The sequence below is a fragment of the Devosia sp. A449 genome (genome assembly GCF_054489375.1).
Map to the genome: position 1 here is coordinate 136,160 of NZ_JBTMWU010000002.1, position 24,603 is coordinate 160,762.

Genomic DNA, 24,603 nt, shown 5'->3' on the forward strand with positions numbered 1-24,603 from the left:
GAAGGACTCCACCCCGTGTCACTCAGCGTAACACAGCTGCTCGAAGGCTCCGGCGCCCGGCCCAAGAAGGGTTTGGGGGCGGTTTTCGGGCTGAATTCCGACAGCCGCCGCATCGAACCCGGCGATATCTTCTTCGCGCTGCCGGGCGCCAATGTGCATGGCAACCAGTTCGTCCCCGACGCGGTGCGGCGTGGGGCGCTGGCGGTGATCAGCGATACTGCTCCGGTCGGCGATCCCGGCGTGCCGGTGATCATCGTCAAGGATGTGCGCGCCGCGTATGCACGCGCCGCCTCGCGCATTTTCGAGCCGCAGCCGGAAATCACCGTTGCCGTCACCGGCACCAATGGCAAGACCTCGGTCGCCTCCTTCGTGCGCCAGATCTGGGGCTATGCCGGCATTCCCGGCGGTAGTATCGGTACGCTGGGCGTCGAAACCGCCAACCGGTTGATCGAGGGTAGCCTGACCACCCCGGATTCGCGCACGCTGCACCAGTCGATGCGGGCGCTCAAAGCCCAGGGCATCGATCATGTGGCGCTGGAAGCCTCCAGCCATGGGCTCGATCAGCGCCGGCTCGACGGCATGCATTTTGAGGCGGTGGCCTTCACCAATCTCAGCCGCGACCATCTCGATTATCATGCCGATATGGATGCCTATCGCGATGCCAAGCTGCGGCTGTTCACCGATCTGCTGGTCGATAGCGGCCCGGCGGTGGTCAATGTCGATGATCCCGAATACGAGCCCTTCATGTTCGCGGCGCTCAGCGCCGGGGCCACATTGCTGACGGTGGGCCGCGAGGGCGCCTATATCGAAGTGCTGTCGATCCAGCCGGAAGGCTATGGCCAGCGCGTCGAAGTCCGCCATGTCGGCGAAAAGCTCAGCTTCCATCTGCCGCTGACCGGCGAGTTCCAGGTTTCCAATGCCATCGTCGCGGCGGCGCTGGCCATGTCGACCGGCGTCGACAAGGCACAGGCCTTTCCGGCGTTGAGCGAACTCAAGGGCGCCAAGGGCCGGCTGGAGCTGGTGGCCGAGCATAATGGCGCGGCGATCTTTGTCGACTATTCGCACACGCCCGACGCGCTGCGCACCGCGCTGGAGGCCCTGCGCCCCTATGCCACCAACACGCTACGGGTGGTGTTTGGCTGCGGCGGCGACCGCGACAAGGGTAAGCGCCCCCAAATGGGCGCCATCGCCAGCGACCTGGCCGACGACGTCATCGTCACCGACGACAATCCACGCACCGAGGACGCCAAGACCATCCGCGCCGAAATTCTCGCGGCGGCCAAGGGCGCCCGCGAAATCGGCGACCGCAAGACGGCGATCGCCACGGCGGTCAAGGCGCTGCAGCCCGGCGATGTATTGCTGGTGGCCGGCAAGGGCCACGAGGATTACCAGATCGTCGGCACCACCAAGACGCATTTTTCCGACCACGAAGCGGTGGCCGCAGCGATCAAGGGGTAGGGCAGTGCGCGGTTGGCAGGCACCTTGCTGCACCTCTCCCTTTGGGGGAGAGGTCGGCGCGCAGCGCCGGGTGAGGGGGCCTGTCCCACGCATTTCACTCGGCAAAGGCCCCCTCACCCGACCCAAGAGGGTCGACCTCTCCCCCAGAGGGAGAGGTGCAGCCAGCGGCAAAATTTATTCATGACCCAGCCCCTCTACACCATCGACGCCATCCTCGCTGCGACCGGCGGCAGCACGGAGCTCGATCCGTCCACCCCGATCAATTCCATCTCCATCGACTCCCGCGAACTCGGGCCCGATGCGCTGTTCGTCGCCATCAAGGGCGACCGCTTCGACGGCCATGATTTCGTCGAGATGGCGCTGGCCAATGGCGCGAGTGCCGCGTTGGTCAGCCGGGGCGTGGGAGAACGCCGCATTGTCGTGCCGGATGCGCTGGAGGGGCTCTCCAATATTGCCCGCGCCGCCCGCGCGCGCAGCCGCGCCATCATCGTCGGGGTGACCGGCAGCGTCGGCAAGACCACCACCAAGGAAGCCATCCGCGTGGTGTTCGAGGCGGCGGGGCAGACCCATGCCTCGATCAAGAGCTTCAACAATCACTGGGGCGTGCCGCTGATGCTGGCGCGGCTGCCCGAGACGGCGCAGTTCGGCGTTTTCGAAATGGGCATGAGTGCGCCCGACGAAATCCGGCCGCTGTCGCAGCTGGTGCGGCCGCATATTGCCGTCATCACCACCGTCGCCCCGGCGCATCTCGAAGCCTTCGGCTCGCTGGATGGCATTGCCCGCGCCAAGGCGGAAATCTTCGCCGGCCTCGAAGCGGGCGGCACTGCTGTGCTCAATGCCGACCACCCGCAGATCGACCTGCTGCTCGCAGAGGCCGAGGCAGCGGGCGTGGCGCGCGTGGTGACCTATGGCGAGACCGAGGGTGCCGACTGGCAGATTGTCGATGTGGAAATCGTCGCCGGCCGCAGCTTTGCCACCGTCATCCATCAGGGCGAGCGCCATGCACTGCTGCTCAATGTGCCCGGCCGCCACATGATCGCCAACGCCACTGCGGCGCTGGCCGTGGCCTATCTGGCCGGCGTCGAGCCGGAGGTAGCGCTACGGGCGCTGGCCGGTTTTGGTGCGCAGGCAGGGCGGGGGGCGCAGAGCCGGCTCGGCCCCACGGCCAAGCCGCTGCTGCTGATCGACGAAAGCTACAATGCCAATACCGCCTCGATGGCGGCGGCGCTCGACGTGTTCGCGGCCCAGCCGGCGCTGGGGGGGCGCAAGGCAATCATTCTCGGCGACATGCTTGAGCTGGGTCCGCAATCGGCAAATCTGCATGCCAGCCTCGCGCCGGCGGTGATCGCTTCAGGCGCCGAGCTTGTCTATCTGGTGGGCGCGGAAATGACCGCATTGGCCGCTGCGCTCGGCCCAGACCGGGTGACCGCCCATGCCCAGACGGCAGCGGATATGGCGGAGATCGTGCTCAACGATCTTGCCTATGGCGATGCAGTTATGGTCAAAGGGTCCAACGGCGTGGGGCTGAACAGCATCGTGGACAAGATCCGCCATCGGTTTGACGACAACTGATCCCACCCAACAAGGACCCTCCCTTTCATGTTGTATTTTCTCGGCCAGTTGGGTGACGCGCTCTCGGCGTTCAACGTTTTCCGCTACATCACCTTCCGCACCGCCGGCGCGGTGATCACGGCGCTGTTCTTCGTGTTCATGTTCGGTCCCGGCATGATCGCGCTGCTTCGCCTGAAGCAGGGCAAGGGCCAGCCGATCCGCGAAGACGGTCCGGCCGGGCATTTGCTGACCAAGAAGGGCACGCCGACTATGGGCGGGCTGATGATCCTGTCCGGCGCGGTGTTTTCGACGCTGCTCTGGGCCAATCTCAGCAATGGCTATGTCTGGGTGGTGCTGTTCGTCACCGTGGGCTTTGGCGCCATCGGCTTTTACGACGACTATCTCAAGGTCAAGCGCATGAGCCACAAGGGCTTTGGCGGCAAGCAGCGCCTGTTGCTCGAAGCACTGATCGGCGGCATCGCGGCCTTTGCCATTTCCCAGCTGGCGCAGGGCTCCTATGGCACCTCGCTGCTGTTCCCCTTCGTCAAGGATCTGGCGCTCAATCTGGGCTATTTCTACATCCTGTTCGGCGGTTTCGTCGTCGTCGCCGCCGGCAATTCGGTCAATCTTACCGATGGGCTGGATGGTCTGGCCATCGTGCCGGTGATGGTCGCCGCCGCCTGTTTCGCGCTGATCGCCTATCTCGTCGGTAGCGTGAGCTTCTCCGATTATCTGCTGCTCAACTATGTGCCTGGCACCGGCGAATTGTCGGTGGTGTGCGGCGCGCTGATCGGCGCCGGGCTGGGCTTTTTGTGGTTCAATGCGCCCCCGGCGCAGATCTTCATGGGCGACACCGGTTCGCTGGCCCTGGGCGGCGCGCTCGGCTCCATCGCCGTCGCCACCAAGCATGAAATCGTGCTGGCCATCATTGGCGGGCTGTTCGTGCTGGAGACCGTTTCGGTCATCGTGCAGGTGGTGTCGTTCAAGCTGACCGGCAAGCGGGTGTTCCGCATGGCGCCGATCCATCACCATTTCGAGCACCTCGGCTGGACTGAAAGCCAGGTGGTGATCCGCTTCTGGATCATCTCCTTCGTGCTGGCCCTGATCGGGCTGAGCAGCCTCAAGCTGCGCTAGACGCTGAGGGGCGGCGCGGCCTTCGGCCCCGCCCCTCACGCCGCCGCTTCCGTGGCGGAGTCCCTGCGCGATCCAGCGCAAAACGAACACCACAAATGCCGCCAGCCGCCGCCGCGTCGGCCTCGCCTTGGCGCTCGCATCGCCATTTGCGGGCTTGGGACGTTAGACGAAGGTCTAGTCCCGAAAGTTATCCTTCATTTTCAACTATTAAAACGATTTAACTCTGGCATTTCAGCGTTCTGGCGGCAAGTTTCATAAACTTAAGCTAAAATAGCTGAAGCATAGTTAGCCTTTACATTCCGTCTTCAGGGGGGGCTTGCGAGCGTAAGTGATTGAGTCCGATCATTTCGCAGCTTTTTATTGGAGATTTTGCCATGAAAAATCGTGTTCTTACGGTTATTGCTGCCGCGATGCTTACGGCGACGGCATTTGCGCCGGCGGCGTCGGCACAGAGCCTTTTGGGTCTGGTCGGCGGGGGTGATAGCGGCGCGCTCATCACCTTGAGTAATGGGTCGGCCGGGGATTCCGGGGCGATCAATCTTGGGCTCGGCGGTGGCAACGGCAATCTGCTGGATGCCAGTGTGCTGCCGAATTCCGGTGGCTCGCTGGTTGATGCCAATGTCAGCCTTGGCGGCAGCAAGGGCCTCGTCGACGCCAATGTTGGCCTGCTCAATGGCGGCGTGACCGTCGATGCCAATGTCGGCGGCAGCAAGGGGCTGGTCAATGTCGGCGTCGGTGTTGGCAATAATGGCGGCGGCGGCAACGGCGGCGGCGGGAATGGCGGTGGCGGGAATGGCGGTGGCGGCGGTGGTGGCGATAACGGCGGTGGCAACGGTAACGGCGGCAATGGCGGTGGCAACGGCGGCAATGCTGTGGCCGTTCGGGGTGGCAGTGGCGGCGGTGGTGCCGCTGTCTGTGCCGGCGCTGATCCGACCAAAGCGTGGGGCCTGTTCGAAGGCACCTCGTTCTCGGGTTGGGAGCGTGCCTCCAATATCGAAATCATCGCAGTGCAGCTGTGCCCCGATGACCGGCAGAAGATCTCCCAGATGATCCGGGGGCAGCACAAGCATGGTCAGTTGCAGCAGGCCGTGCGCTCGGATGCGCTGATCAACGCAGCGCTGAGCCGTTCGCCCTACAACGCGGAGCGGGTGCTGGGCGTCGATCGTTCCGGTTCGCGGCTGAAGGTCTATGTCTATTAAGCTGCCGCTTCCTTGATCCGTGAGGCCCCGCGACCCGTTTGCGGGGCCTTTCTTTTGCAAAACGCAATGCTGATTTGGAAATCGGTAACCAACCGGCTGTTACAATTGCAGCTAGTTTGTATCGAGTAGCCCCGGCCTTGTGATGATGTTCTCCCGTGCTGAAAAGACGCCTCTGGCCGAGTGGTGGTGGTCGATTGACCGGGAACTGCTTGGGGCCCTGATCCTGCTGATGACCTGCGGCATGGTGCTGAGCTTCGCGGCCAGCCCGCCAGTGGCCGAGCGGCTGGGCCTGTCGCCCTGGCACTTCGTCATCCGCCACGCCATGTTCTGCATCCCGACACTGGCGGTGATGGTGGCGACCTCGTTCCTCACCCACCGGCAGGCGCGCATCGGCGCCTTGGTCACGCTGGTGATCAGCCTGGCGCTGCTGTGGGCCACTTTGCGCTTCGGCACCGAGGTCAAGGGCGCGCGGCGCTGGATTTCCTTTGCCGGCCAGTCGATCCAGCCCTCCGAATTCGTCAAGCCGGCCTTTGCCGTGCTGGGCGCCTGGCTGTTCTCGGAATCGATGATCCACAAAAACGTGCCGGGTAAAATCCTGGCCTCGGTGATCATGCTGGCGATTGTCGCCGGCCTGCTGCTGCAGCCCGATATCGGGCAGACCGCACTGGTGGTTGCCACCTGGGCGGTACTGCTGTTCCTGGCCGGAATTTCCTGGTTCATCATTTTTGGTATGGCCGGCTCGGCCCTGGCGCTGCTGTTTGGCGCCTATGTGTTTTTCCCGCACGTGTCGCGCCGTATCGATACCTTCCTCAACCCCGAGGGCGGCGGCAATACCTACCAGATCGACCGCGCCCTGCAGTCGCTGCTCGAAGGTGGCTGGTTCGGCCGCGGGCCGGGCGAATCCATCGCCAAGAAGCTCATTCCCGATGCTCATGCCGACTATGTGTTCTCGGCGGCGGCGGGCGAATTCGGCATCCTGTTCTGTCTGGTGCTGGTGGGGCTGATCGCCTTCATCGTGCTGCGCGCCATGATGGGAGCACAAAGGCAGACCAGCCTGTTTGCGCGTCTTGCCGCATCGACTTTGGCCATCCAGTTCGCCATGCAATCGGGTATCAACCTAGCCGTGAATCTCAATCTCATGCCGCCCAAGGGCATGACCTTGCCCTTCGTTTCCTATGGCGGCACCTCGATGATCGCCATCGCCTTCGGCATGGGGCTGATGCTCGCTTTTACCCGCACCAAACCCGAGGAACGCATGGCCACCGGCATCCCCAGCTACAAGAGCGCCATCGCGCCGCTGGCGCCCGCAGAATGAAGAAATTTGTTTTGATGGCAGGCGGCACGGGTGGACATCTCTTCCCGGCCATGGCGCTGGCGCAGGAGCTGGGGCGACGCGGCCATCTGGTCGAGCTGATGACCGATCATCGCGTCGAAAGCTACGGCGCCGATTTCCCGGCCAGTGCCATCCATATAGTACCCTCGGCCACGCCGTCGCTGCGCAACCCGATCAAATTCATCACCGGGGGCCTGACCATTGTCGGCGGCATTGCCGTGGCCTTTGGCAAGCTGCGCCGGAGCAAGCCCGACTGCGTGATCGGCTTTGGTGGCTATCCTACCTTTCCGCCCTTCATTGCCGCCCATTTCCTCGGCATTCCCGGCATTCTGCATGAGCAGAATGCGGTGATGGGCCGGGCCAATCGGGCGCTGGGGCGGTTTGCCGACCTGCTCGCCATGAGCTTTGCCCAGACCAAGTTTTCCGAGACGCTGAATCTGGAAAAAATCGTCACCGGCAATCCGGTGCGCGACCGGGTGCGCGCCGTATCGATCACGCCCTCTCCCGAGCTCACCGTCACCAGCCCCATTCGTCTGGTGATCTTCGGCGGCAGCCAGGGCGCCAAGGCGCTGTCCGACATCGTGCCGGCTGCCATCGCACTGATCCCCGAGGCGCTGCGCCAACGGCTGCAGATCGTGCAGCAATGCCGCGCCGAGGACCTTGACCGGGTGGCCGAGATGTATCGGCGGGCCAAGGTCAATGTGGAGCTGGCATCGTTCTTCGCCGATCTGCCGGAGCGGATTTCGCGCAGCCATCTGGTGATTGGCCGCTCCGGCGCCTCGACCATTGCCGAGCTGACAGTGCTGGGCCGACCGGCCATTCTGGTGCCGCTGCCCGGCGCCATCGATGCCGACCAGAAGAATAATGCGCTGGTGGTGGAAGCCGCCGGGGGCGGGTGGGTGGAAGAGCAGGCCACGCTGTCGCCTCAATCGCTAGGCACTCGCCTCACGGACCTGTTAACCGACCCTGCCAGCCTGATTAATGCCGCCGCCGCCGCCCGTTCGCTGGGCCAGCCGCGCGCCGTCGAGAAGCTGGCGGACCTCGCCGAAATGCTTTCCGGCCGAAACCTCGAAGTGGATACGCGCTCATGAATATGCCGGAAACTCTAGGCCCAGTGCACTTTGTCGGCATTGGCGGCATCGGCATGAGCGGCATCGCCGAAATTCTGCACAATCAGGGCTATATCGTGCAGGGCTCGGACGCCTCGCTCAACCCCAATGTGCAGCGGCTGCGCGACATGGGCATCACTATCCATATCGGCCAGTCAGGCGATAATCTGGGTGAAGCCGAAGTCGTGGTGATTTCCTCGGCGATCAAGAAGGACAATCCCGAGCTGATGGCCGCGCGCGCCCGGGCGCTGCCGGTGGTGCGTCGCGCCGAGATGCTCGCCGAGATCATGCGCTTCAAGAACGCCATCGCCATTGGCGGCACCCATGGCAAGACCACCACGACGACGCTGGTGGCGACCCTGCTCGATGCCGGCGAACTCGATCCGACCGTCATCAATGGCGGCATCATCAACGCCTATGGCACCAATGCCCGGCTGGGCGGCGGCGACTGGATGGTGGTGGAGGCCGACGAAAGCGACGGCACTTTCGTCAAGCTGCCCGCCGACGTGGCTGTGGTCACCAATATCGATCCCGAGCATCTCGACCACTACAAGGATTTCGACGGCGTCAAACGCGCCTTCCGCCAGTTTGTCGAGAACGTACCCTTCTACGGCTTTGCCGTGATGTGCCTCGACCATCCGGTGGTGCAGGTGCTGGTCGGCGAAATTCAGGACCGCCGCGTCATCACCTATGGCACCAACCCGCAGGCCGACGTGCGGCTGGTCGATCTGCAGACCATCAATGGCGTCAGCCATTTCGCCATCGAAATCCGTGACCGCATCCGCCAGACGCAATTGCGCATCGATGGGCTCGAACTGCCGATGCCGGGCGAGCACAATGCGCTCAACGCCACCGCTGCCATCGCCGTGGCCGATCAACTGCGCGTGCCGGCCGATGCCATCCGTAGGGGGCTCAAAGGCTTCTCGGGCGTCAAGCGCCGCTTCACCAAGACTGGCGAAGTCGGCGGCATCACCATCATCGATGATTACGGCCATCACCCGGTCGAAATCGCCTCGGCCCTGCGCGCGGCGCGGCAGTCGACCCGCCGCGATGTCATCGCCGTGGTGCAGCCGCATCGCTATTCGCGCCTGCATGATCTGTTCGACGATTTCGCCGCCTGCTTCAACGATGCCGATACCGTGCTGGTCGCTCCGGTCTATGCCGCCGGCGAACAGCCGATCGAGGGCGTGACCCATGAGGAACTGGTGCATCGCATCATCGCCCTGGGCCACCGCGACGCCCGTGTGCTCGACCGCTCCGAAGACCTCGCCAGGCTGATCGCCAGCCGCGCCGAGGATGGCGACTATGTCGTCTGTCTGGGCGCCGGCAATATCACTCAATGGGCCGCCGCGCTGCCGGGCGAACTCGGCGCGCTGCTGGGCCAGGAGGCAAAATGAGCTATCCCGATCTGATCCCGCAGCTGCAGCCCTGGATTGCCGAAGTCCGCGGTCGGCTGATCCCCAATCAGCTGCTGAGCGAAGTCACCTGGTTCCGCGTCGGCGGTCCGGCGCAATTGTTCTTCACTCCGGCCGATGAAGCCGATCTGGCGTTTTTCCTCAAGAACCTGCCCGCCGAAATCTGTACTACGGTGATCGGGCTGGGCTCAAACCTGCTGATCCGCGATGGCGGGCTCGACGGCGTGGTGATCCGCCTCTCGGCCAAGGGCTTTGGCCAGGTCGAAGTGCTGGACGATCACCAGATCCGCGTCGGCGTCGCGCTGCCCGACGTCAAGGTCGCCACGGCTGCCGCCGAGGCCGGCGTTGACGGGCTGAGTTTTTATCGCGGCATTCCCGGCGGCATTGGCGGGGCGCTCTATATGAATGCCGGCTGCTACGGCACCGAAACCCGCGACCGCATGGTCGAGCTGCGCGCCGTGACTAGGCAGGGCGACATCGTCACCCTGAGCAATGCCGAGATGGGCTACCACTACCGCAAGTCGAACGGTCCGCGCGGGGCGGTGTTCACCTCGGCAGTGTACCGGGGATTTGCAGGAAAACCGGAAGAAATCTTGCAGAATATGCGAGAAATCACCGAGAAAAGAGAGAGCAGTCAGCCGACAAAAGCCAAGACTGGCGGCTCCACTTTCAAAAATCCCGAAGGCCATTCGAGCTGGAAACTGGTCGACGCCGCCGGGGGCAGGGGCCTCAAGGTCGGCGGCGCGCAGATGAGCGAACTCCACGCCAACTTCCTGCTCAACGTCGACAACGCCACCGCGCTCGATATCGAAACGCTGGGCGAGACGGTGCGCAACAAGGTCCGCGCCAATTCGGGCATTGAATTACAATGGGAAATTCGCCGCATGGGCCATTTCCTGCCCGGCCAGGAAGTTCGCGAATTCCTCGATGGCGATGTGTTCACGGGGGCGGTGTGACCGCCTTGCTTCATACCCATAATCAAGATCGGACCCAGCCATGACCAAACACGTCGCCGTCCTCATGGGCGGCTGGTCCAATGAACGCCCGGTATCGCTCGCCTCGGGCGCCGGCTGTGCCGCCGCGCTGCGTAATGCCGGCTATCAGGTCAGCGAAGTCGATGTTAATCGCGATATTTTCAATGTGCTGACAGCACTTAAGCCCGATGTGGCGTTCAATTCGCTGCATGGCACCTTCGGCGAAAGCGGCATGATCCAGGGCGTGCTGGAGCTGCTGCAGATCCCTTATACCCATTCAGGCGTGCTGGCCTCGGCGCTGGCGATGGACAAGCACCAGTCCAAGATCATGTTCAAGGCCGCCGGCATCCCGGTGACCGACCACGTCATCGTGTCGCGGGCCGAAGCGGCGCGGGCCCATGTCATGCCGCCACCTTACGTCATCAAGCCGATTGCCGACGGGTCGAGCTTTGGCGTGTTCATCGTCAAGACCGGCACCAGCCACCCGCCGCAGGAGATCCTGCGCGAGGACTGGAACTCGGGCGAGATGGTGATGGTGGAGCGTTATATCCCCGGGCGTGAGCTAACCTGCGCGGTGATGGGCGACGTGGCGCTGGGCGTCACCGAGATCGTTACCGATCTGGGCTTTTACAATTATGAGGCCAAATACGCTAAAGGCGGTTCAGTCCACATTATTCCGGCCCAGCTGCAACCGAAAATTTACGACAAAGTGCAAAAGCTGAGTCTAGCCGCGCATGCGGCTCTTGGTTGCCGGGGCGTGACGCGGGCGGACTTCCGCTACAACGACGCTGCCGGTCCCGATGGGGAACTGGTCTGCCTTGAGATCAATACCCAGCCGGGCATGACCGAGACGTCGCTGGTGCCCGAACAGGCTTTGCATGCCGGGCACTCCTATGAAGATCTAGTCGCCTGGATGGTGGAGGACGCGAGTTGCAACAGGTAAAAAGCGAGACCTTTCTCGCTGGCGCGCGGATGATCGATCCTCGTGCATTGCCTGTTCCTGTCCGTTCGCCCCGGCGCAAGCTCGCCAATAATCTCGGCCGTGCCTGGGTGTTGCACCGCAAGGCCATGTTGCGCGGCGCTGCCATCGCGGCGCTGCTGGTGACCGCTGTCGGCCTTTATGAATTGCGCGCGCCCATCGGCATGGCCGCCGCCACGCTGGGCGATGTGGCGCAGGGGCGCTTTGCCGCCTCGGGCCTCGCCATCGGCGAAATCTCCATTTCCGGCCAGACGCTGACCAGCGAACAGGCCATTTTCGACGCGCTTGGCATCGAGCCCTATACCTCCACGGTCGCCTTCGATGTCGAAGCGGCGCGCCAGCGGGTGGGCGACCTGCCGGCCATCGCCAGCGTCACCGTGCGCAAAACCTATCCGGGTGACGTCATTGTCTCCGTCACCGAAAAGCTGCCGGTGGCGCGCTGGCGCGTCGATGGCATCACCTTTGTGGTTGATGCGACCGGCGAGCAGATTGGTGAGGATCGTGGCGCCTATCACGATCTGCCGCTGGTCGTGGGCGACGGTGCCAATGACGATGCCATGGTGATGATCCGCGCGCTCGACCAGCATCCGGCGCTCAAGGCCGATCTGGTGGCGCTGTCGCGCATTGCCGACCGACGCTGGGACCTGATCTACGACACCGGGCTGCGGGTGCAGCTGCCCGAGCTGGGCGTGGCGCGCGCGCTGCGCAACCTCGAAGCCTACCAGGCCAATTTTCAGTTGCTCGACCGCGACCTGACGGTCATCGACATGCGCGTGGACAGTTTGGTGGCGGTGCGCCCGACCAAAACCGATGCCGAACTGGCCGCCGATGAAAAGGCCCGCAAGGCCGCCATCATCGAGCGTGCGCGGTCGGGTCAGCCCTATCCGATGCCACCCCGCACGCTTCCCTCCCTCACTCTTGGCCAAGCGACCACCCAGCAATGATGACCGATGCCATGACCTCCCGGCTTCGCCCCGTTCAGCCCGGCAAGACCTCGCTGGTCGCCGTGCTCGATATCGGGTCGACCAAGATTTGCTGCGTGATCGCCCGGCTCACCCCGCGCGCCGAAGGCAAGGCGCTGCGTGGCCGGACCCATCAGGCCGAAGTGATCGGCTTTGGCTATGGCCCGTCCTCGGGGGTCAAGAGCGGCGTGGTCACCGATATCGAAAAGGCCGAACAGGCCATCCGCTCGGTCGTCGGCATGGCCGAACGGGCGGCTGGGCTGACGCTGGAAACCGTCATCGTCAACGTCACCGCCGGCCGGCTCGGCTCGGAAACCTTCTCTGCCGCCGTCTCGCTCGATGGCCAGGAAGTGGAAAAGGGCGACATCCATCGCGTGCTGCGCGCTGTCAACGAGCGCAGCGTCCGCCCCGAGCGGTCGATCATTCATGCGCTGCCGATAGGCTATTCCCTCGACGGGCAGAAGGGCATCCGTGACCCCAAGGGCATGGTCGGCGACAAGCTCGGCGTCGATGTCGCCGTGGTCAGTTCGGAAACGCTGGCGATGCGCAATCTCGAACTGGTGCTGCATCGCTGCCATTTGCAGATCGAAGCGCTGATCGCCACGCCCTACGCTTCCGGCCTCGCCACACTGGTCGATGACGAAGCCCAGCTCGGCGTGGCCTGCATCGACTTTGGTGGTGCGACCACCACTGTCTCAGTGTTCAATGACGGCCATCTGGTTTACGCCGATGCCATTGCCATTGGCGGCCATCATCTGACCCTCGATATTGCCCGCCAGCTCTCGGTCAGTGTGGCCGATGCCGAGCGGCTCAAGACATTTTACGGTTCGGTGCTGCCCGGTCAGGCCGATGAGCGCGACCTCATCGCCATCCAGCCGGTTGGCGCCAGCCATGACGAAGCGCCGGGGCAGGTGGCCCGTTCGGTGCTCACCCGCATCATGCGCCCGCGTATCGAGGAAATCCTCACCGCCATCCGTGACCGGATGCAGGCCACCGGCATGATGGATGTCTGCGGCCGCCGTTTCGTGCTCACCGGTGGCGCCAGCGAAATGACCGGCCTGCCCGAAGTGGCGCGTCGCACCCTGGCCCGCAATGTGCGCACCGGCCGGCCGATGGGCATTGCCGGCCTGCCGGAAATGGCCAAGGGCGCGGCCTTCGCCACCGTCGCCGGCATGCTGATCTATCCGCAGGTCTGCGCCAAGGAATATGCCGAGCCGCGCGGCAGCCGCAAGCTGATCGGTACCGATGGCTATTTCTCCCGCGTCGGCAATTGGCTGCGCAGCAGTTTCTAGGCGCGGTTGACATGGGGTCGTGGTCGGCGCAACAGAGGCCGTCTTGATGGCCTCGCCATTGCATTATCGAGAAACACTCATGAACCCCGACAGTCGAAGTTCGACGTCGCCTCTGCTTATCGCCTCCCGCTGCTGACGGCATTGCTGCTGGGCGGGCCGGGTGCGGTCATTGCCCAGGAGTTAGCCTATGTTGCGCAGCTATCAGAATAACCTTGCCCGGCTGGTTGAAGTCCCCACTGCCGAACTGAGCACGGCCACCAATCTGGTGTGGCTGGACCTGCTTCATCCCACGCCAGAGGAAGAAGCGCTGGTCAACGGCCTGTTGGGCATCGAGATTCCGACCCAGGCCGAGATGGAAGAGATCGAGCTGTCGGCCCGGCTCTATACCGAGGACGGCGCCGAGTTCATGACCATGACGGCGCTGTCGGGCCTCGATACCGACGATCCGGTCAAGACGGCGATCACCTTCATTCTCAAGGGCACCACGCTGGTCAGCGTGCGCTTCGCCGATCCCAAGCCGTTCCTCGCCTATACGTCTCGGGCGCAGAAGCCCAAAAGCGTCGCCTGCAAGACCGGCGCCGACGTGTTCCTGGGGCTGCTGGAGGCGATGACCGACCGCACGGCCGATGCGCTGGAGCGGCTGGGCAATGAGATCGACCAGATTTCCCGCGATGTGTTCCGCAAGAAGAATTCCACCGCTGAAAAATTCCAGCAGGATCTGCGCTCGATCATCGAGCAGATCGGCGGCAAGGCCGAATTGCTGACCATGGTGCAGGAAAGCCTGGTCAGCGTGTCGCGGCTGACCGCCTATCACGGTGCCTCCAACGAGGGCGCGACCAAGGCGGCCCGCGAGGCCCGCCAGCTGTCCAAGCTGATCCAGCGCGATGCGCTGTCGCTGGGCGAGCATGCGCGGACGCTGTCCAACAAGATCAATTTCCTGCTCGATGCGACGCTGGGGCTGATCAATCTTGAGCAGAACCAGATCATCAAGATTTTCTCGGTCGTGGCGGTGGTGCTGCTGCCGCCGACGCTGATCGGTTCGGTCTATGGCATGAACTTCGACATCATGCCCGAACTGCATTGGGATTTTGGCTATCCCTTCTCGCTGGGGCTGATGGTGGCCTCAGCAGTGCTGCCGTTCCTGTATTTCAAGCGCCGCGGCTGGCTGTAGCGGCGAGCACTCAAGATGGGCCCCGGCGCAAGGCCGGGGTGACACCGTGGTTGGGGCAATGACTCAAGACGCGCTGGCATCGGAGAGGCGTTACCCTCCGGCATAGGCCTTTTCCAGGTCGGCGATGACGAGCTTCTTCATCTTCAGCATCGCCTGAGTGGCGCGGCCGGCGGCGGCTTTGTCGTGCCCGAGGACTGTGGTGTACATCTGCTTGGGCACCACCTGCCAGGACAGGCCGAAGCGGTCCTTACACCAGCCGCACATGCTTTCCGCGCCGCCATTGCTGACGAAGGCGTTCCAGAAATAGTCGACTTCGGCCTGATCGGCGCATTCAATCATGAAGCTGACCGCTTCGGTGAATTTGAATTGCGGCCCGCCATTGAGCAGCATGAATTTGTGTCCCTCCAGCTCGATAATGGCGGTGAAGGCCGGCCCGTTCGGGTCCTGGTGGGTCACCTCGAGCACCTTGGCGCTCTTGAAGGTCTCGGTGTAAAATTTGATGGCGTCGTCGATGCGGTCATCGAACCACAGGCAGGGCATGAGCTTGGTCATGATCGTTCTCCTCTTAACGTCCGGAACTTTATCCAGAACCAATATGTTATATTGCTAAATGGTTATATGAAGCCTGTCAAGCCGATCCGGGGGCGGCGTGGTTAACATTGGGTCAATCCGTAACGCCCCTGTGTCGCAAATTGCGTTCACGTTAACACCCGTGAGACAATTGTTAGGGGCCGGTTAACGTTTGGGAGGGTAAATCTTTACCAACCACGCCACTATGAGGCCATTCATGACCATCAACCTCACCATCCCGGATATTCAGGAACTCAAGCCACGCATCACCGTCTTCGGTGTTGGCGGTGGCGGCGGTAACGCCGTTAACAATATGATCGAGTCCGGGCTCGATGGGGTCGACTTTGTCGTCGCCAATACCGACGCCCAGGCTCTGGCCCTGTCCAAGGCCCAGCGCATCATCCAGCTCGGCGTCGGTGTTACCGAAGGCCTCGGCGCTGGCTCGCATCCCGAAGTGGGTCGTGCGGCCGCCGAAGAGAGCTGGGACGAGATCAACGACCATCTCAGTGGCTCGCACATGGTGTTCATCACCTGCGGCATGGGCGGTGGTACCGGTACCGGCGCTGCGCCCGTTGTGGCTCGGGCAGCGCGCGAGCAAGGCATTCTGACCGTTGGCGTGGTCACCAAGCCCTTCAACTTCGAAGGCAATCGTCGCACCCGTCTGGCTGACGATGGCATCGATGAGCTGCATCGCCATGTCGATACGCTGATCGTCATCCCCAACCAGAACCTGTTCCGCGTTGCCAACGAGAAGACCACCTTTGCCGACGCGTTTGCGATGGCCGATCAGGTGCTGTTCTCCGGCGTCGCCTGCATCACCGATTTGATGGTCAAGGAAGGCCTGATCAACCTCGACTTCGCCGACGTGCGCGCCGTGATGCGCGGCATGGGCAAGGCGATGATGGGGACCGGCGAAGCCTCGGGCGAAGATCGTGCCCGTCACGCCGCCGAAGCCGCCATTGCCAATCCGCTGCTTGACGATGTGTCGATGCAGGGCGCGCGCGGTCTGCTGATCTCCATCACCGGCGGTCCGGACCTGACACTGTATGAAGTCGATGAAGCGGCCAGCCGCATCCGCGAGGAAGTCGACCCCGATTGCAATATCATCCTGGGCGCGACCTACGATCCGAGCCTCACCGGCACGCTGCGCGTGTCCGTCGTGGCCACCGGTACCGACGCCACCATGGTGCAGGCCCTCGAGCCGGCTAAGCCGCATGCGTCGCGCACTCCGCTGGAAGTGCGTCGTCATGTGCCGGTCGAGCCGACTCGCGTGCAGGTCGAACGGGCGTCCGTGACCACGCCGGCCATGTCGCAGGCGATCGAGCATCAGGTCGAAGCGGCCGTGGCCGAGGCGTTCCACGCCGACTCCGCGCCGGCCCATTATGGTCATGAAGACGATGGCGTCTTCGTCGAGCCCTATACGCCTTCCGCCACTGAGAGCCTGCATGAGGCCGACGAGCCGGTCGCCATGGAAGAACAGCCGGTGCCAAGCGTCTATGTGCCGTCGCACGCGGCGCGCCCCGAGGGTCAGCGCCGCATGCCGCGCACCGAGGAGCTGCCGATTGTTGCGAGGCGGACACAGGAAGCGCAGGAACGTCCTGAGGCAGAACCGCGCAATGCGCGCGCTCTGTTCAAGAAGCTGGCCTCCAATGTCGGTCTTAATCTGGGTCAGCCCCAGCCGGCTCCGCGCGAAGAAATTTCCTACGCCGCCGCTGACGACGCCGCTGCCCGCAGTGCCATAGAGGCAGGCGGCGCAAGGGCTTCGCGTGCCGGTGCGCCGCTGGACGGTGCCCGTGGCAACCTTGATGCTCATGGTCGCCAGCCGGCCCCGGCGCCGCAGAAGGAGAGCCTCGAAATCCCGGCTTTCCTGCGCAAGCACGGTTAACGGCGCGCCGCCAATTCGAGAAAACATTACTCGGTGCGACTTTCGCACCGAGTTTTTTTTGGCTAACACAGTGCCGGACGTTCAGGGCCTGGGGTCGGAGTAATATTGCGTATGCACAAACTGTCCACGCGCCAGCGTACCCTTTCGGCTGCGATCAGCTTTTCTGGCTATGGTGTCCATAGCGGGCAGCCGGTGACCATGACGATCAAGCCGGGCCCGGCTGATTCTGGCATCACCATCTGCCGCGAGCTGGGCGATGGCACCACCACCGTACCCGTACAGGTGCATTTTTCGCGCGTGACCCGCACGACGCTCTGCACCACGCTCGATCTGGGTGGCAGCATCAGCGTCGCCACCATCGAGCATGTCACCTCGGCCCTTAGCGGAATGGGCGTCGATAATGCTCTCATTACCCTCGATGGCGGCGAATGCCCCATTCTGGACGGCAGCGCGCGCCCCTTTGCCGAAGCTATCCTGCAGGTCGGTCTCGACATCCAGCCGGCGCAGCGAAAATTCCTCAAGGTCATCCGCGCCGTCACCGTGCGCAACAATGACGCTTTCGCTGCCCTCGAGCCCTATAATGGGCGGGCGCTTGATCTCGAGATCGATTTTGACAGCAAGGTCATCGGCCGCCAGCGCATGATCTTCGACTGGACGCCGCGCCGCTATTATGAAGACGTGTCGCGCGCCCGCACTTTCGGTTTCGTGCGCGATGCCAAGATTCTGCGCCAGGCCGGCTATGCGCTGGGCTCCAGCCTCGACAATTCCATCACGGTACACGAGGATCGTATCCTCAATCCGGGCGGGCTGCGCTATGAGGACGAGTTCGTCCGCCACAAGTTGCTCGACGCCATTGGCGATCTGTCGCTGGGTGGGCTGCCGATCTGGGGGCGCTTCCGCTCCTATAAGGGTGGGCATGCGCTTAATGCCCATGTGCTGACCGGTCTCTTTTCCAGCGAAGCCAACTATGAGATAGTCGGCGCAGAGGACCTGCCACTGGAATTCGAAGCCTTCGAAGACCAGCCGGATGGGTTGGAGGTCAATCATTACCTGCGGTCCGTGCGCTGACCCCCGAAGGGGGGCGAGGCGTAGCGCCACAGTTTTGATCCATTTACTAACTACGCCGCCGCAATGCGGTTTTCGTTATAAGGACGGGGCAGTTCGTGACAGTTGACGCAATTGGTGGTTTCACCAGCCGGGCCGCCCGGTTCCTCACCGTTGCCGTGATGGTGGCGGTGCTCGCCGGCTGCAGCCTGTTCGGGCCAGTCAAGAACAAGGAAGAGCCGATCATTCCGGCCGCCACGCTGTATCAGAAGGCGCTGGACGATATGGATCGCCAGTATTTCGCCACCGCGATCAAATCGCTGGAGCAGCTGGATCGCCAGCACCCGCGCGATCCGATGGTGGAAAAGTCCAAGCTGATGCAGGTCTATGCCAATTACCGCAGCGGCAAGCTGAACGAGGCGATTCTCGCCGCCGACCGCTTTATGGCGCTGTATCCGAATGGCAAGGACGCAGCCTATGTGCTGTATCTCAAAGCCAATTCCTATTTCGCCCAGATCAAGGACATCACCCGCGACCAGCAATTGTCGCGTGATGCCATCGACACCTACAGCTTGGTGATTTCCAACTATCCCAAGTCCGAATACGCCAACGACGCCAAGGAAAAGCTGCTGGTGGCGTTTGACCAGCTGGCGGGCAAGGAAATGTCGGTTGGCCGTTACTATCTGGGGCAGGGCCAGTACACCGCGGCCATCAACCGCTTCCGCGTGGTGGTGGAAACCTGGCAGACTTCGACTCACATCGAGGAAGCCCTGTTCCGCCTGACCGAAGCCTATCTGTCGCTGGGCCTGACCAACGAAGCCGCGACTGCTGCCGCCGTGCTGGGCCACAATTATCCGTCCAGCACCTGGTACAAGCAGGCCTTCGAACTGCTGGGCAAGCAGGGCCTCGCCCCCGCTGTCAACAATGGCAGCTGGATGGCCGGGCTGAAGAAATAACGTCGTTGAAGTAATTTGTTGCTAGTTTGTTCCGGGGCGCTAAGATGCGCCCCGGTTCGTTTGTGTGGATTGCTTGGCGTGATCTGGCCGAATCCTCGACGTCAGTCCCGCAGCGGCGGGAATCTCCCTGTGCGAAAGGGGGATTCCCGCTTTCGCAGGCATGACGCCCTGATGGTAAGACTAAGACAAGATCTGCGCCGCTTGGCGGCCGAAGTTTGGGAATAACCCGCGCATGCTGAACGCGCTCTCGGTTCGCAACATTGTTCTTATCGACCAGCTCGATCTGGCGCTCGATGGTGGCATGACCGTCCTCACCGGCGAGACCGGTGCCGGAAAATCCATTCTGCTCGACGCCCTGACCCTGGCGCTGGGCGGGCGCGGCGACGCCTCGCTGGTGCGCAGCGGGCAGGAGAGCGGGCAGGTGGTTGCCGTGCTGCAACTGGCCGCCGATCATCCGGCCCGCGCGGCGCTGCGTGACAATGCCATTCCCGACGACGAAGACGTGATCCTGCGCCGGGTACAGTTTGCCGATGGCCGCACCCGCGCCTTCATCAATGATCAGCCGGTTTCCGCCGCCTTGCTGCAAAAGGTCGGCGGGCAGATCGTGGAAATCCACGGCCAGCATGACGACCGGGCATTGGTCGATGGTGCCACTCACCGCGCCACTCTCGACGCTTTTGGCGAGCTGGAAGGCCAGGTCGGCAAGCTGCGCGACGCCTGGCAGGATCTGGCCGACGCTCAGGACGCCGTGGTGGCGCAGCAGGCGCTGGTGGCCCAGGCGCTGGCCGCCGAGGACTATGCCCGCCATACGGTGGAAGAACTGGGCAAGCTCAAGCCAGCGACCGGGGAAGAGGACGAACTGGCCGAGCGCCGCCAGCATTTGCAGCAGGTCGAGCGGTCCGCCGCCGATGTCATCGAAATCGACGGCATGCTCAACGGCCCGTCGGCGCCCGCGCCGGCCCTGGCCAGCCTGATGCGCCGGCTGATGCGCAAGATCGATGGTGGCTCCAGCCTGTTCCAGCCCATCGTTGATTCCCTCGACGCCTCGCTCGCCGCCCTCGACCACACCGGCGACGCCCTCGAAGACCTCAAGCGTGAAATGGCCTATGATCCGGCCGAGCTGGAAAGCGTCGAGGAACGCCTGTTCGCTCTGCGCGCCGCCGCCCGCAAGCACCAGACCAGCTGCGACGGGTTGGCCGACGTGCTTGCCAAATATCGCGACGATCTCGAAACCCTGCAAAGCGGCGAGACGCGGCTGACGGCCCTCCAAGCCGCTGAAGCCAAAGCGATGGACACCTATCGCAAGCTCGCCACGACGCTGAGCGCCGGGCGCGCCAAGGCCGCTGCGGCGCTGGGCAAGGCGGTGGGCCTTGAGCTGCCCGACCTCAAGCTGGGCGCAGCCAAATTCATCGTCGACCACCAGATCGACACCGCCCGCATCGCCGCTTCCGGCTTTGACCAGATCGCCTTTCACGTCCAGACCAATCCCGGCACCGCCGCCGGCCCGTTGCTCAAGGTGGCTTCGGGCGGCGAACTCAGCCGGTTCCTGCTGGCGCTCAAAGTGGTGCTGGCCGACCGGGGCTCGGCTCCGGTGCTGATTTTTGACGAAATCGACACCGGCGTCGGTGGCGCGGTCGCCGACGCTATCGGCCGCCGGCTGGCGCGCCTTGCCGGCAAGGTGCAGGTGCTGGCGGTAACCCATGCCCCCCAGGTGGCGGCACGGGCCCAGCGCCATCTGCTGATCGAAAAGCAGGCGGTCAAGGAAGGCGCGTTCATGCGCACCCACGTCAAGCCGCTGGACAATGCCGCCCGCCAGGAAGAAGTCGCCCGCATGCTGGCCGGCGCCCAGGTGACCGACGAAGCCCGCGCCGCCGCCAGCAAGCTGCTGAGCGAAGTGGGTTAGGGGATAGCTCAACATACCCCCTCCCAACCTCCCCCTGACAAGGGGGAGGCGCCGCGCGGTGGGCGTGGCACGATGGAGCCCGATCCTCGATGTGTACCGCCCCCTATCAGGGGGAGGTTAGGAGGGGGTATCCTCTTCACAACCAACAGTACTGGCCGCCGAGTATTTCATGACCGACCTGTCGCAAAAACCCGTTGATGAGCTGACCGAAGCCGAGGCGCAGGCTGAGCTGGCGCGGCTGGCCGAGGCCGTTGCCGCCGCCGATGTCGCCTATCACCAGAACGACGCCCCCGAGATCACCGACGCTGCCTATGATGGGATGCGCCGGCGCAATGACGCTATCGAGGAAGCCTTTCCGGCGCTGGTGCGCGATGACAGTCCGTCCAACTCCGTCGGCGCGCCGCCCGCGGAAGGCTTTGCCAAGGTGCGCCACGCCGTGCCGATGCTCAGCCTCGCCAAGGCCTATAGCGACGAAGACGTGGTCGATTTCATCACCCGTGGCCGGCGCTTTTTCGAGCGCGACAAGGACCTCGAAATCGCTTTCACCGCCGAGCCCAAGATCGACGGGCTCTCCGCTTCGCTGCGCTATGAAAATGGCGTCTTCGTGCAGGGCGCGACGCGCGGCGACGGTGCGGTAGGCGAGGATATCACCGCCAATCTGCGCACTATCAAGGATATTCCCGAACGGCTCGCCGGCTCGGGCTGGCCCGAGAACATCGAAATTCGCGGCGAGGTCTATATGACCTATGCCGAATTCCAGGCATTGAAAGCCCGTTCCGCTGCCGCTGGCGGTCAGGATTATGTCAATCCGCGCAATACCGCAGCCGGCTCGCTGCGCCAGAAGGACGCCTCGGTCACCGCCAGCCGCAATCTGCGCTTTTTCGCCTATGCCTGGGGCGCCATCACGGCAGACCCGGCGCCGACGCAATATGAGGCGGTGCAGAAATTTGCCGAATGGGGCTTTCAGGTCAGCCCGCTGATGGTGCGGGCCAATTCGGTGGACGAACTGATCGCGCAATATCGGCTCATCGAAGAGCAGCGCTCCTCGCTCGGCTACGATATTGACGGTGTGGTCTACAAGGTCGACCAGCTCGAATTGCAGCGCCGCTGGGGCTTCGTTACCGGTGAGCCGCGCTGGGCCGTGGCGCATAAATTCCCGGCCGAACAGGCGACCACTGTCATCAAGAAGATCGACATTCAGGTCGGTCGCACCGGAACGCTGGCACCGGTAGCGCGGCTGGAGCCGGTTACTGTCGGCGGCGTGGTGGTGGAAAACGTCACGCTGCACAATGAGGACTATATCAAGGGTTTCGACAGCTTTGGCCTGCCGATCCGCGAGGGCATTGATATTCGCCTCGGCGATACCGTGGTCATTCAGCGGGCCGGCGACGTCATTCCCCAGATCGTCAGCGTGGTGCTGGAGAAGCGCCCAGCTGACGCGGTGCCCTATGAATTTCCCCAGACCTGCCCAGTTTGCGGCTCGCCGGCCACGCGCGAGCTGAACGAGAAGACCGGCAAGGAAGATTCCCGCCGCCGCTGCACCGGCGAATTGATCTGCCCGGCGCAGGCCATCGAACGGCTGCGCCATTTTGTGTCGCGCGGGGCGCTGGATATCGAAGGCCTGGGCGCGGAAAACATCGACCTGTTCTTCAATGCCGGCCTGATCAAGACCGCCGCCGATATCTTCACCCTCAAGGATCGCCGGGCCGAGGTCACCCATGCCATGGCGACGCGGCGCGAAGAGCAGGCGCTCGCGCGCGAAGCCGCTTCGGGCAAGACGCGCAAAAATGTCCGTAGCGTTGAGGACCGCAATTATGAGGGGCTCGACAAGCTGTTCGCTGCCATTGATGCGCGGCGCAATCCGGAGCTGGACCGGTTCATCTTCGCGCTGGGCATCCGCCATATCGGGGAAACCACGGCGGCGATGCTGGCGCGGACCTTCTCGACCATGGAAGAATTGATGCGCGTCGGGAAGGCAACCGCTGCCGCCGAGGACCCGCTGACGGTGTTCCCTTCGGTCGATGGCATTGGTGGCACGGTGATCAAGGCGCTGGTCGATTTCTTCGGCAATCAGCGCAATGACGATGTGGTGGAGGCGCTACTCGCCCAGGTGCAGCCCAAGCCTTATGTGGTGCAGGTTTCGGCCGATAGCGTAGTGGCGGGAAAGACGGTGGTGTTCACCGGTTCCCTCGAAAAAATGACACGATCGGAGGCCAAGGCTATGGCTGAACGGCTGGGCGCCAAGGTGGCCGGGTCGGTGTCGGCCAAGACCGACATTCTGATTGCCGGGCCGGGCGCCGGGTCCAAGCTGAAAACTGCCGAGGCGCTGGGCGTCGAGGTGATCAGCGAGGATGAGTGGTTCGTGCGCGTCGGCAAATAGCCACACGGGGATTAGGCCGTGCGAGGATTGAGAACTGCGGCCGTCGCCGCCCTGCTGCTGCCCGTGGCGGCGCAGGCCAGCGAGTCCGGCGATCAACTCGCCCAGCGCCTCTATGACGGCACGCTGGGGGAGGCGCGCGACACCGTCCTCCGACAATGTGGCGAACGCCATTCTGACGCCTGTTTCGCCGCCGGGCTGCTGAGTTTGGTGGATGGCGTGGAAGCGGCGGCGCAGGCGTTTCACCGTCATGGCGCCGCTACGCCCGGCATGCCCATTGCGGCCAGATTGCTGGGGGTGGGGCCTGACGATACGCCCGGCGGCCCCGCCAATCCTGATCCGAAGCCGCTCAGTTATGAGCAGCTATACGCCATCCTCGCCGATTTCGTGACGGCGCTGGATACGGCATGCGGACATTTCGAAAATGCCGGCGCGGCGGGCGATTACGTCATCAGCATCGATCCGCTCAGGGTGCGCATTGATCTCGATGGTAATGGCACGGCGGACGCGCATGAAACGCTGGGCGCCTTGCTTGTTTCAGTCGGTTATTTCGCCGATATCCCCTTTGCCGATGCCCCATCGCAAGCGGTCGCGGATACCAGCATCGGTTTCGATCGCGCCGACGCGCTATGGTTTGCCGGCTATACCCAGATTGTCGCGGCGCCGATCGACCTGCTGCTGGCGCATGATTTCTCCGGCTTGTTCAATGCCTATCTGCACCGGATATTTCCCAAGGCCGGACTGCCGATGCAGGATTTTGCCGTTGGCGGCTCGCTGTTCATGGATGCGCAGAGCGATGGCGACATTGCCGATTTGATCGCCGCCATCCACACGCTGGATTTCTCGGTGACCGACAGCGCGCGGCTGGCCGGAGTGCTGGAGCGGCTGAAAGCCATCACCGGCTTTTCCCGCCGCAACTGGGAAGCCATCCTCGCCGAAACAGATGACAATCGCGAGCTGGTGCCGTCCCCACGCCAGACCTCCATCGTGCCCGACATGGCGGTGACGCAGGAGATCGTCGACGCCTGGCTCGCCACGCTGGATACGCTTGATCAGGTGTTCGCCGGCGAGCTGCTGGTGCCGCATTGGCGCTTCAAGCAGGGCTTTGATCTGAAAGCCTATTTCGAGACGGCGACGGAAACCGATCTGGTGCTACTGCTCACCGGGTCCGGCGCACTGCCCTTCCTGCGGGATGGGCCGGTGGCCGATGCGCAGAGCTTTGCTGCCGCCAATCGCAGTTTTGGGGCTGACTGGCTCAACTACGCCTTCTGGTTCAATTAGCGTCACCTGG

19 protein-coding genes are annotated in these 24,603 nt (G+C 63.4%); 18 read left to right on the forward strand and 1 reads right to left on the reverse strand.

Annotated features, from left to right (window positions below; genetic code table 11):
* Positions 1–15: 15 nt before the first annotated feature.
* The 12 genes from ACX3OW_RS06440 (at position 16) to ACX3OW_RS06495 (ending at position 14,577) form a co-directional block, all read left to right on the forward strand.
* Entirely contained in the window at positions 16–1,458 is a 1,443-nt protein-coding gene (locus tag ACX3OW_RS06440) for a UDP-N-acetylmuramoyl-L-alanyl-D-glutamate--2,6-diaminopimelate ligase (RefSeq protein ID WP_459094936.1), read from the forward strand.
* 180 nt (positions 1,459–1,638) lie between these two features.
* Entirely contained in the window at positions 1,639–3,030 is a 1,392-nt protein-coding gene (locus tag ACX3OW_RS06445; protein WP_459094937.1) for a UDP-N-acetylmuramoyl-tripeptide--D-alanyl-D-alanine ligase, read from the forward strand.
* 27 nt (positions 3,031–3,057) lie between these two features.
* Positions 3,058–4,143, forward strand: a complete 1,086-nt coding sequence (gene mraY / locus ACX3OW_RS06450; protein WP_459094938.1) for a phospho-N-acetylmuramoyl-pentapeptide-transferase — start codon at positions 3,058–3,060, stop codon at positions 4,141–4,143.
* A 374-nt stretch (positions 4,144–4,517) separates the two neighbouring features.
* Positions 4,518–5,342: a hypothetical protein gene (locus ACX3OW_RS06455; RefSeq protein ID WP_459094939.1), complete on the forward strand. Its 825-nt coding sequence runs from the start codon at positions 4,518–4,520 to the stop codon at positions 5,340–5,342.
* 145 nt (positions 5,343–5,487) lie between these two features.
* Positions 5,488–6,657, forward strand: coding sequence for an FtsW/RodA/SpoVE family cell cycle protein (locus ACX3OW_RS06460; RefSeq protein ID WP_459095462.1), 1,170 nt, complete (start codon positions 5,488–5,490; stop codon positions 6,655–6,657).
* Positions 6,654–7,766: an undecaprenyldiphospho-muramoylpentapeptide beta-N-acetylglucosaminyltransferase gene (gene murG / locus ACX3OW_RS06465; protein WP_459094940.1), complete on the forward strand. Its 1,113-nt coding sequence runs from the start codon at positions 6,654–6,656 to the stop codon at positions 7,764–7,766. Before ACX3OW_RS06460 ends, murG begins: the two co-directional genes overlap by 4 nt.
* Complete coding sequence (gene murC, locus ACX3OW_RS06470; protein ID WP_459094941.1) at positions 7,763–9,181, forward strand: UDP-N-acetylmuramate--L-alanine ligase; 1,419 nt, start codon at positions 7,763–7,765, stop codon at positions 9,179–9,181. The genes murG and murC overlap by 4 nt, the downstream gene beginning before the upstream one ends.
* Entirely contained in the window at positions 9,178–10,155 is a 978-nt protein-coding gene (gene murB, locus ACX3OW_RS06475; protein ID WP_459094942.1) for a UDP-N-acetylmuramate dehydrogenase, read from the forward strand. Before murC ends, murB begins: the two co-directional genes overlap by 4 nt.
* A 40-nt stretch (positions 10,156–10,195) precedes the next feature.
* The gene (locus ACX3OW_RS06480) at positions 10,196–11,116 is read left to right on the forward strand and encodes a D-alanine--D-alanine ligase (RefSeq protein WP_459094943.1); all 921 of its coding nucleotides are present in this window, start codon (positions 10,196–10,198) and stop codon (positions 11,114–11,116) included.
* Positions 11,104–12,096, forward strand: coding sequence for a cell division protein FtsQ/DivIB (locus tag ACX3OW_RS06485; protein ID WP_459094944.1), 993 nt, complete (start codon positions 11,104–11,106; stop codon positions 12,094–12,096). Before ACX3OW_RS06480 ends, ACX3OW_RS06485 begins: the two co-directional genes overlap by 13 nt.
* Entirely contained in the window at positions 12,093–13,406 is a 1,314-nt protein-coding gene (ftsA, locus tag ACX3OW_RS06490; RefSeq protein WP_459094945.1) for a cell division protein FtsA, read from the forward strand. The genes ACX3OW_RS06485 and ftsA overlap by 4 nt, the downstream gene beginning before the upstream one ends.
* 187 nt (positions 13,407–13,593) lie before the next feature.
* Positions 13,594–14,577, forward strand: a complete 984-nt coding sequence (locus ACX3OW_RS06495; protein WP_459094946.1) for a magnesium transporter CorA family protein — start codon at positions 13,594–13,596, stop codon at positions 14,575–14,577.
* A gap of 90 nt (positions 14,578–14,667) precedes the next feature.
* Here the strand turns inward: ACX3OW_RS06495 and ACX3OW_RS06500 are convergent, their stop codons facing one another.
* Entirely contained in the window at positions 14,668–15,129 is a 462-nt protein-coding gene (locus ACX3OW_RS06500; RefSeq protein WP_459094947.1) for a VOC family protein, read from the reverse strand.
* Positions 15,130–15,364: 235 nt separating this feature from the next.
* On the opposite strand from ACX3OW_RS06500, the gene ftsZ reads away from it, so the two are divergent.
* From ftsZ to ACX3OW_RS06530, 6 genes are all read left to right on the forward strand, one after another.
* Positions 15,365–17,032, forward strand: coding sequence for a cell division protein FtsZ (gene ftsZ / locus ACX3OW_RS06505; protein WP_459094948.1), 1,668 nt, complete (start codon positions 15,365–15,367; stop codon positions 17,030–17,032).
* 111 nt (positions 17,033–17,143) lie between these two features.
* A complete protein-coding gene (gene lpxC, locus ACX3OW_RS06510) occupies positions 17,144–18,100 on the forward strand; it encodes a UDP-3-O-acyl-N-acetylglucosamine deacetylase (protein ID WP_459094949.1) in 957 nt (318 codons plus the stop codon).
* 95 nt (positions 18,101–18,195) lie between these two features.
* Positions 18,196–19,032, forward strand: a complete 837-nt coding sequence (locus ACX3OW_RS06515; protein WP_459094950.1) for an outer membrane protein assembly factor BamD — start codon at positions 18,196–18,198, stop codon at positions 19,030–19,032.
* A 232-nt stretch (positions 19,033–19,264) separates the two neighbouring features.
* A complete protein-coding gene (gene recN, locus ACX3OW_RS06520; RefSeq protein WP_459094951.1) occupies positions 19,265–20,935 on the forward strand; it encodes a DNA repair protein RecN in 1,671 nt (556 codons plus the stop codon).
* Positions 20,936–21,113: 178 nt separating this feature from the next.
* The gene (ligA, locus tag ACX3OW_RS06525; protein WP_459095463.1) at positions 21,114–23,315 is read left to right on the forward strand and encodes an NAD-dependent DNA ligase LigA; all 2,202 of its coding nucleotides are present in this window, start codon (positions 21,114–21,116) and stop codon (positions 23,313–23,315) included.
* A gap of 18 nt (positions 23,316–23,333) precedes the next feature.
* The gene (locus ACX3OW_RS06530; RefSeq protein WP_459094952.1) at positions 23,334–24,593 is read left to right on the forward strand and encodes a hypothetical protein; all 1,260 of its coding nucleotides are present in this window, start codon (positions 23,334–23,336) and stop codon (positions 24,591–24,593) included.
* The last annotated feature ends 10 nt before the right edge of the window (positions 24,594–24,603 follow it).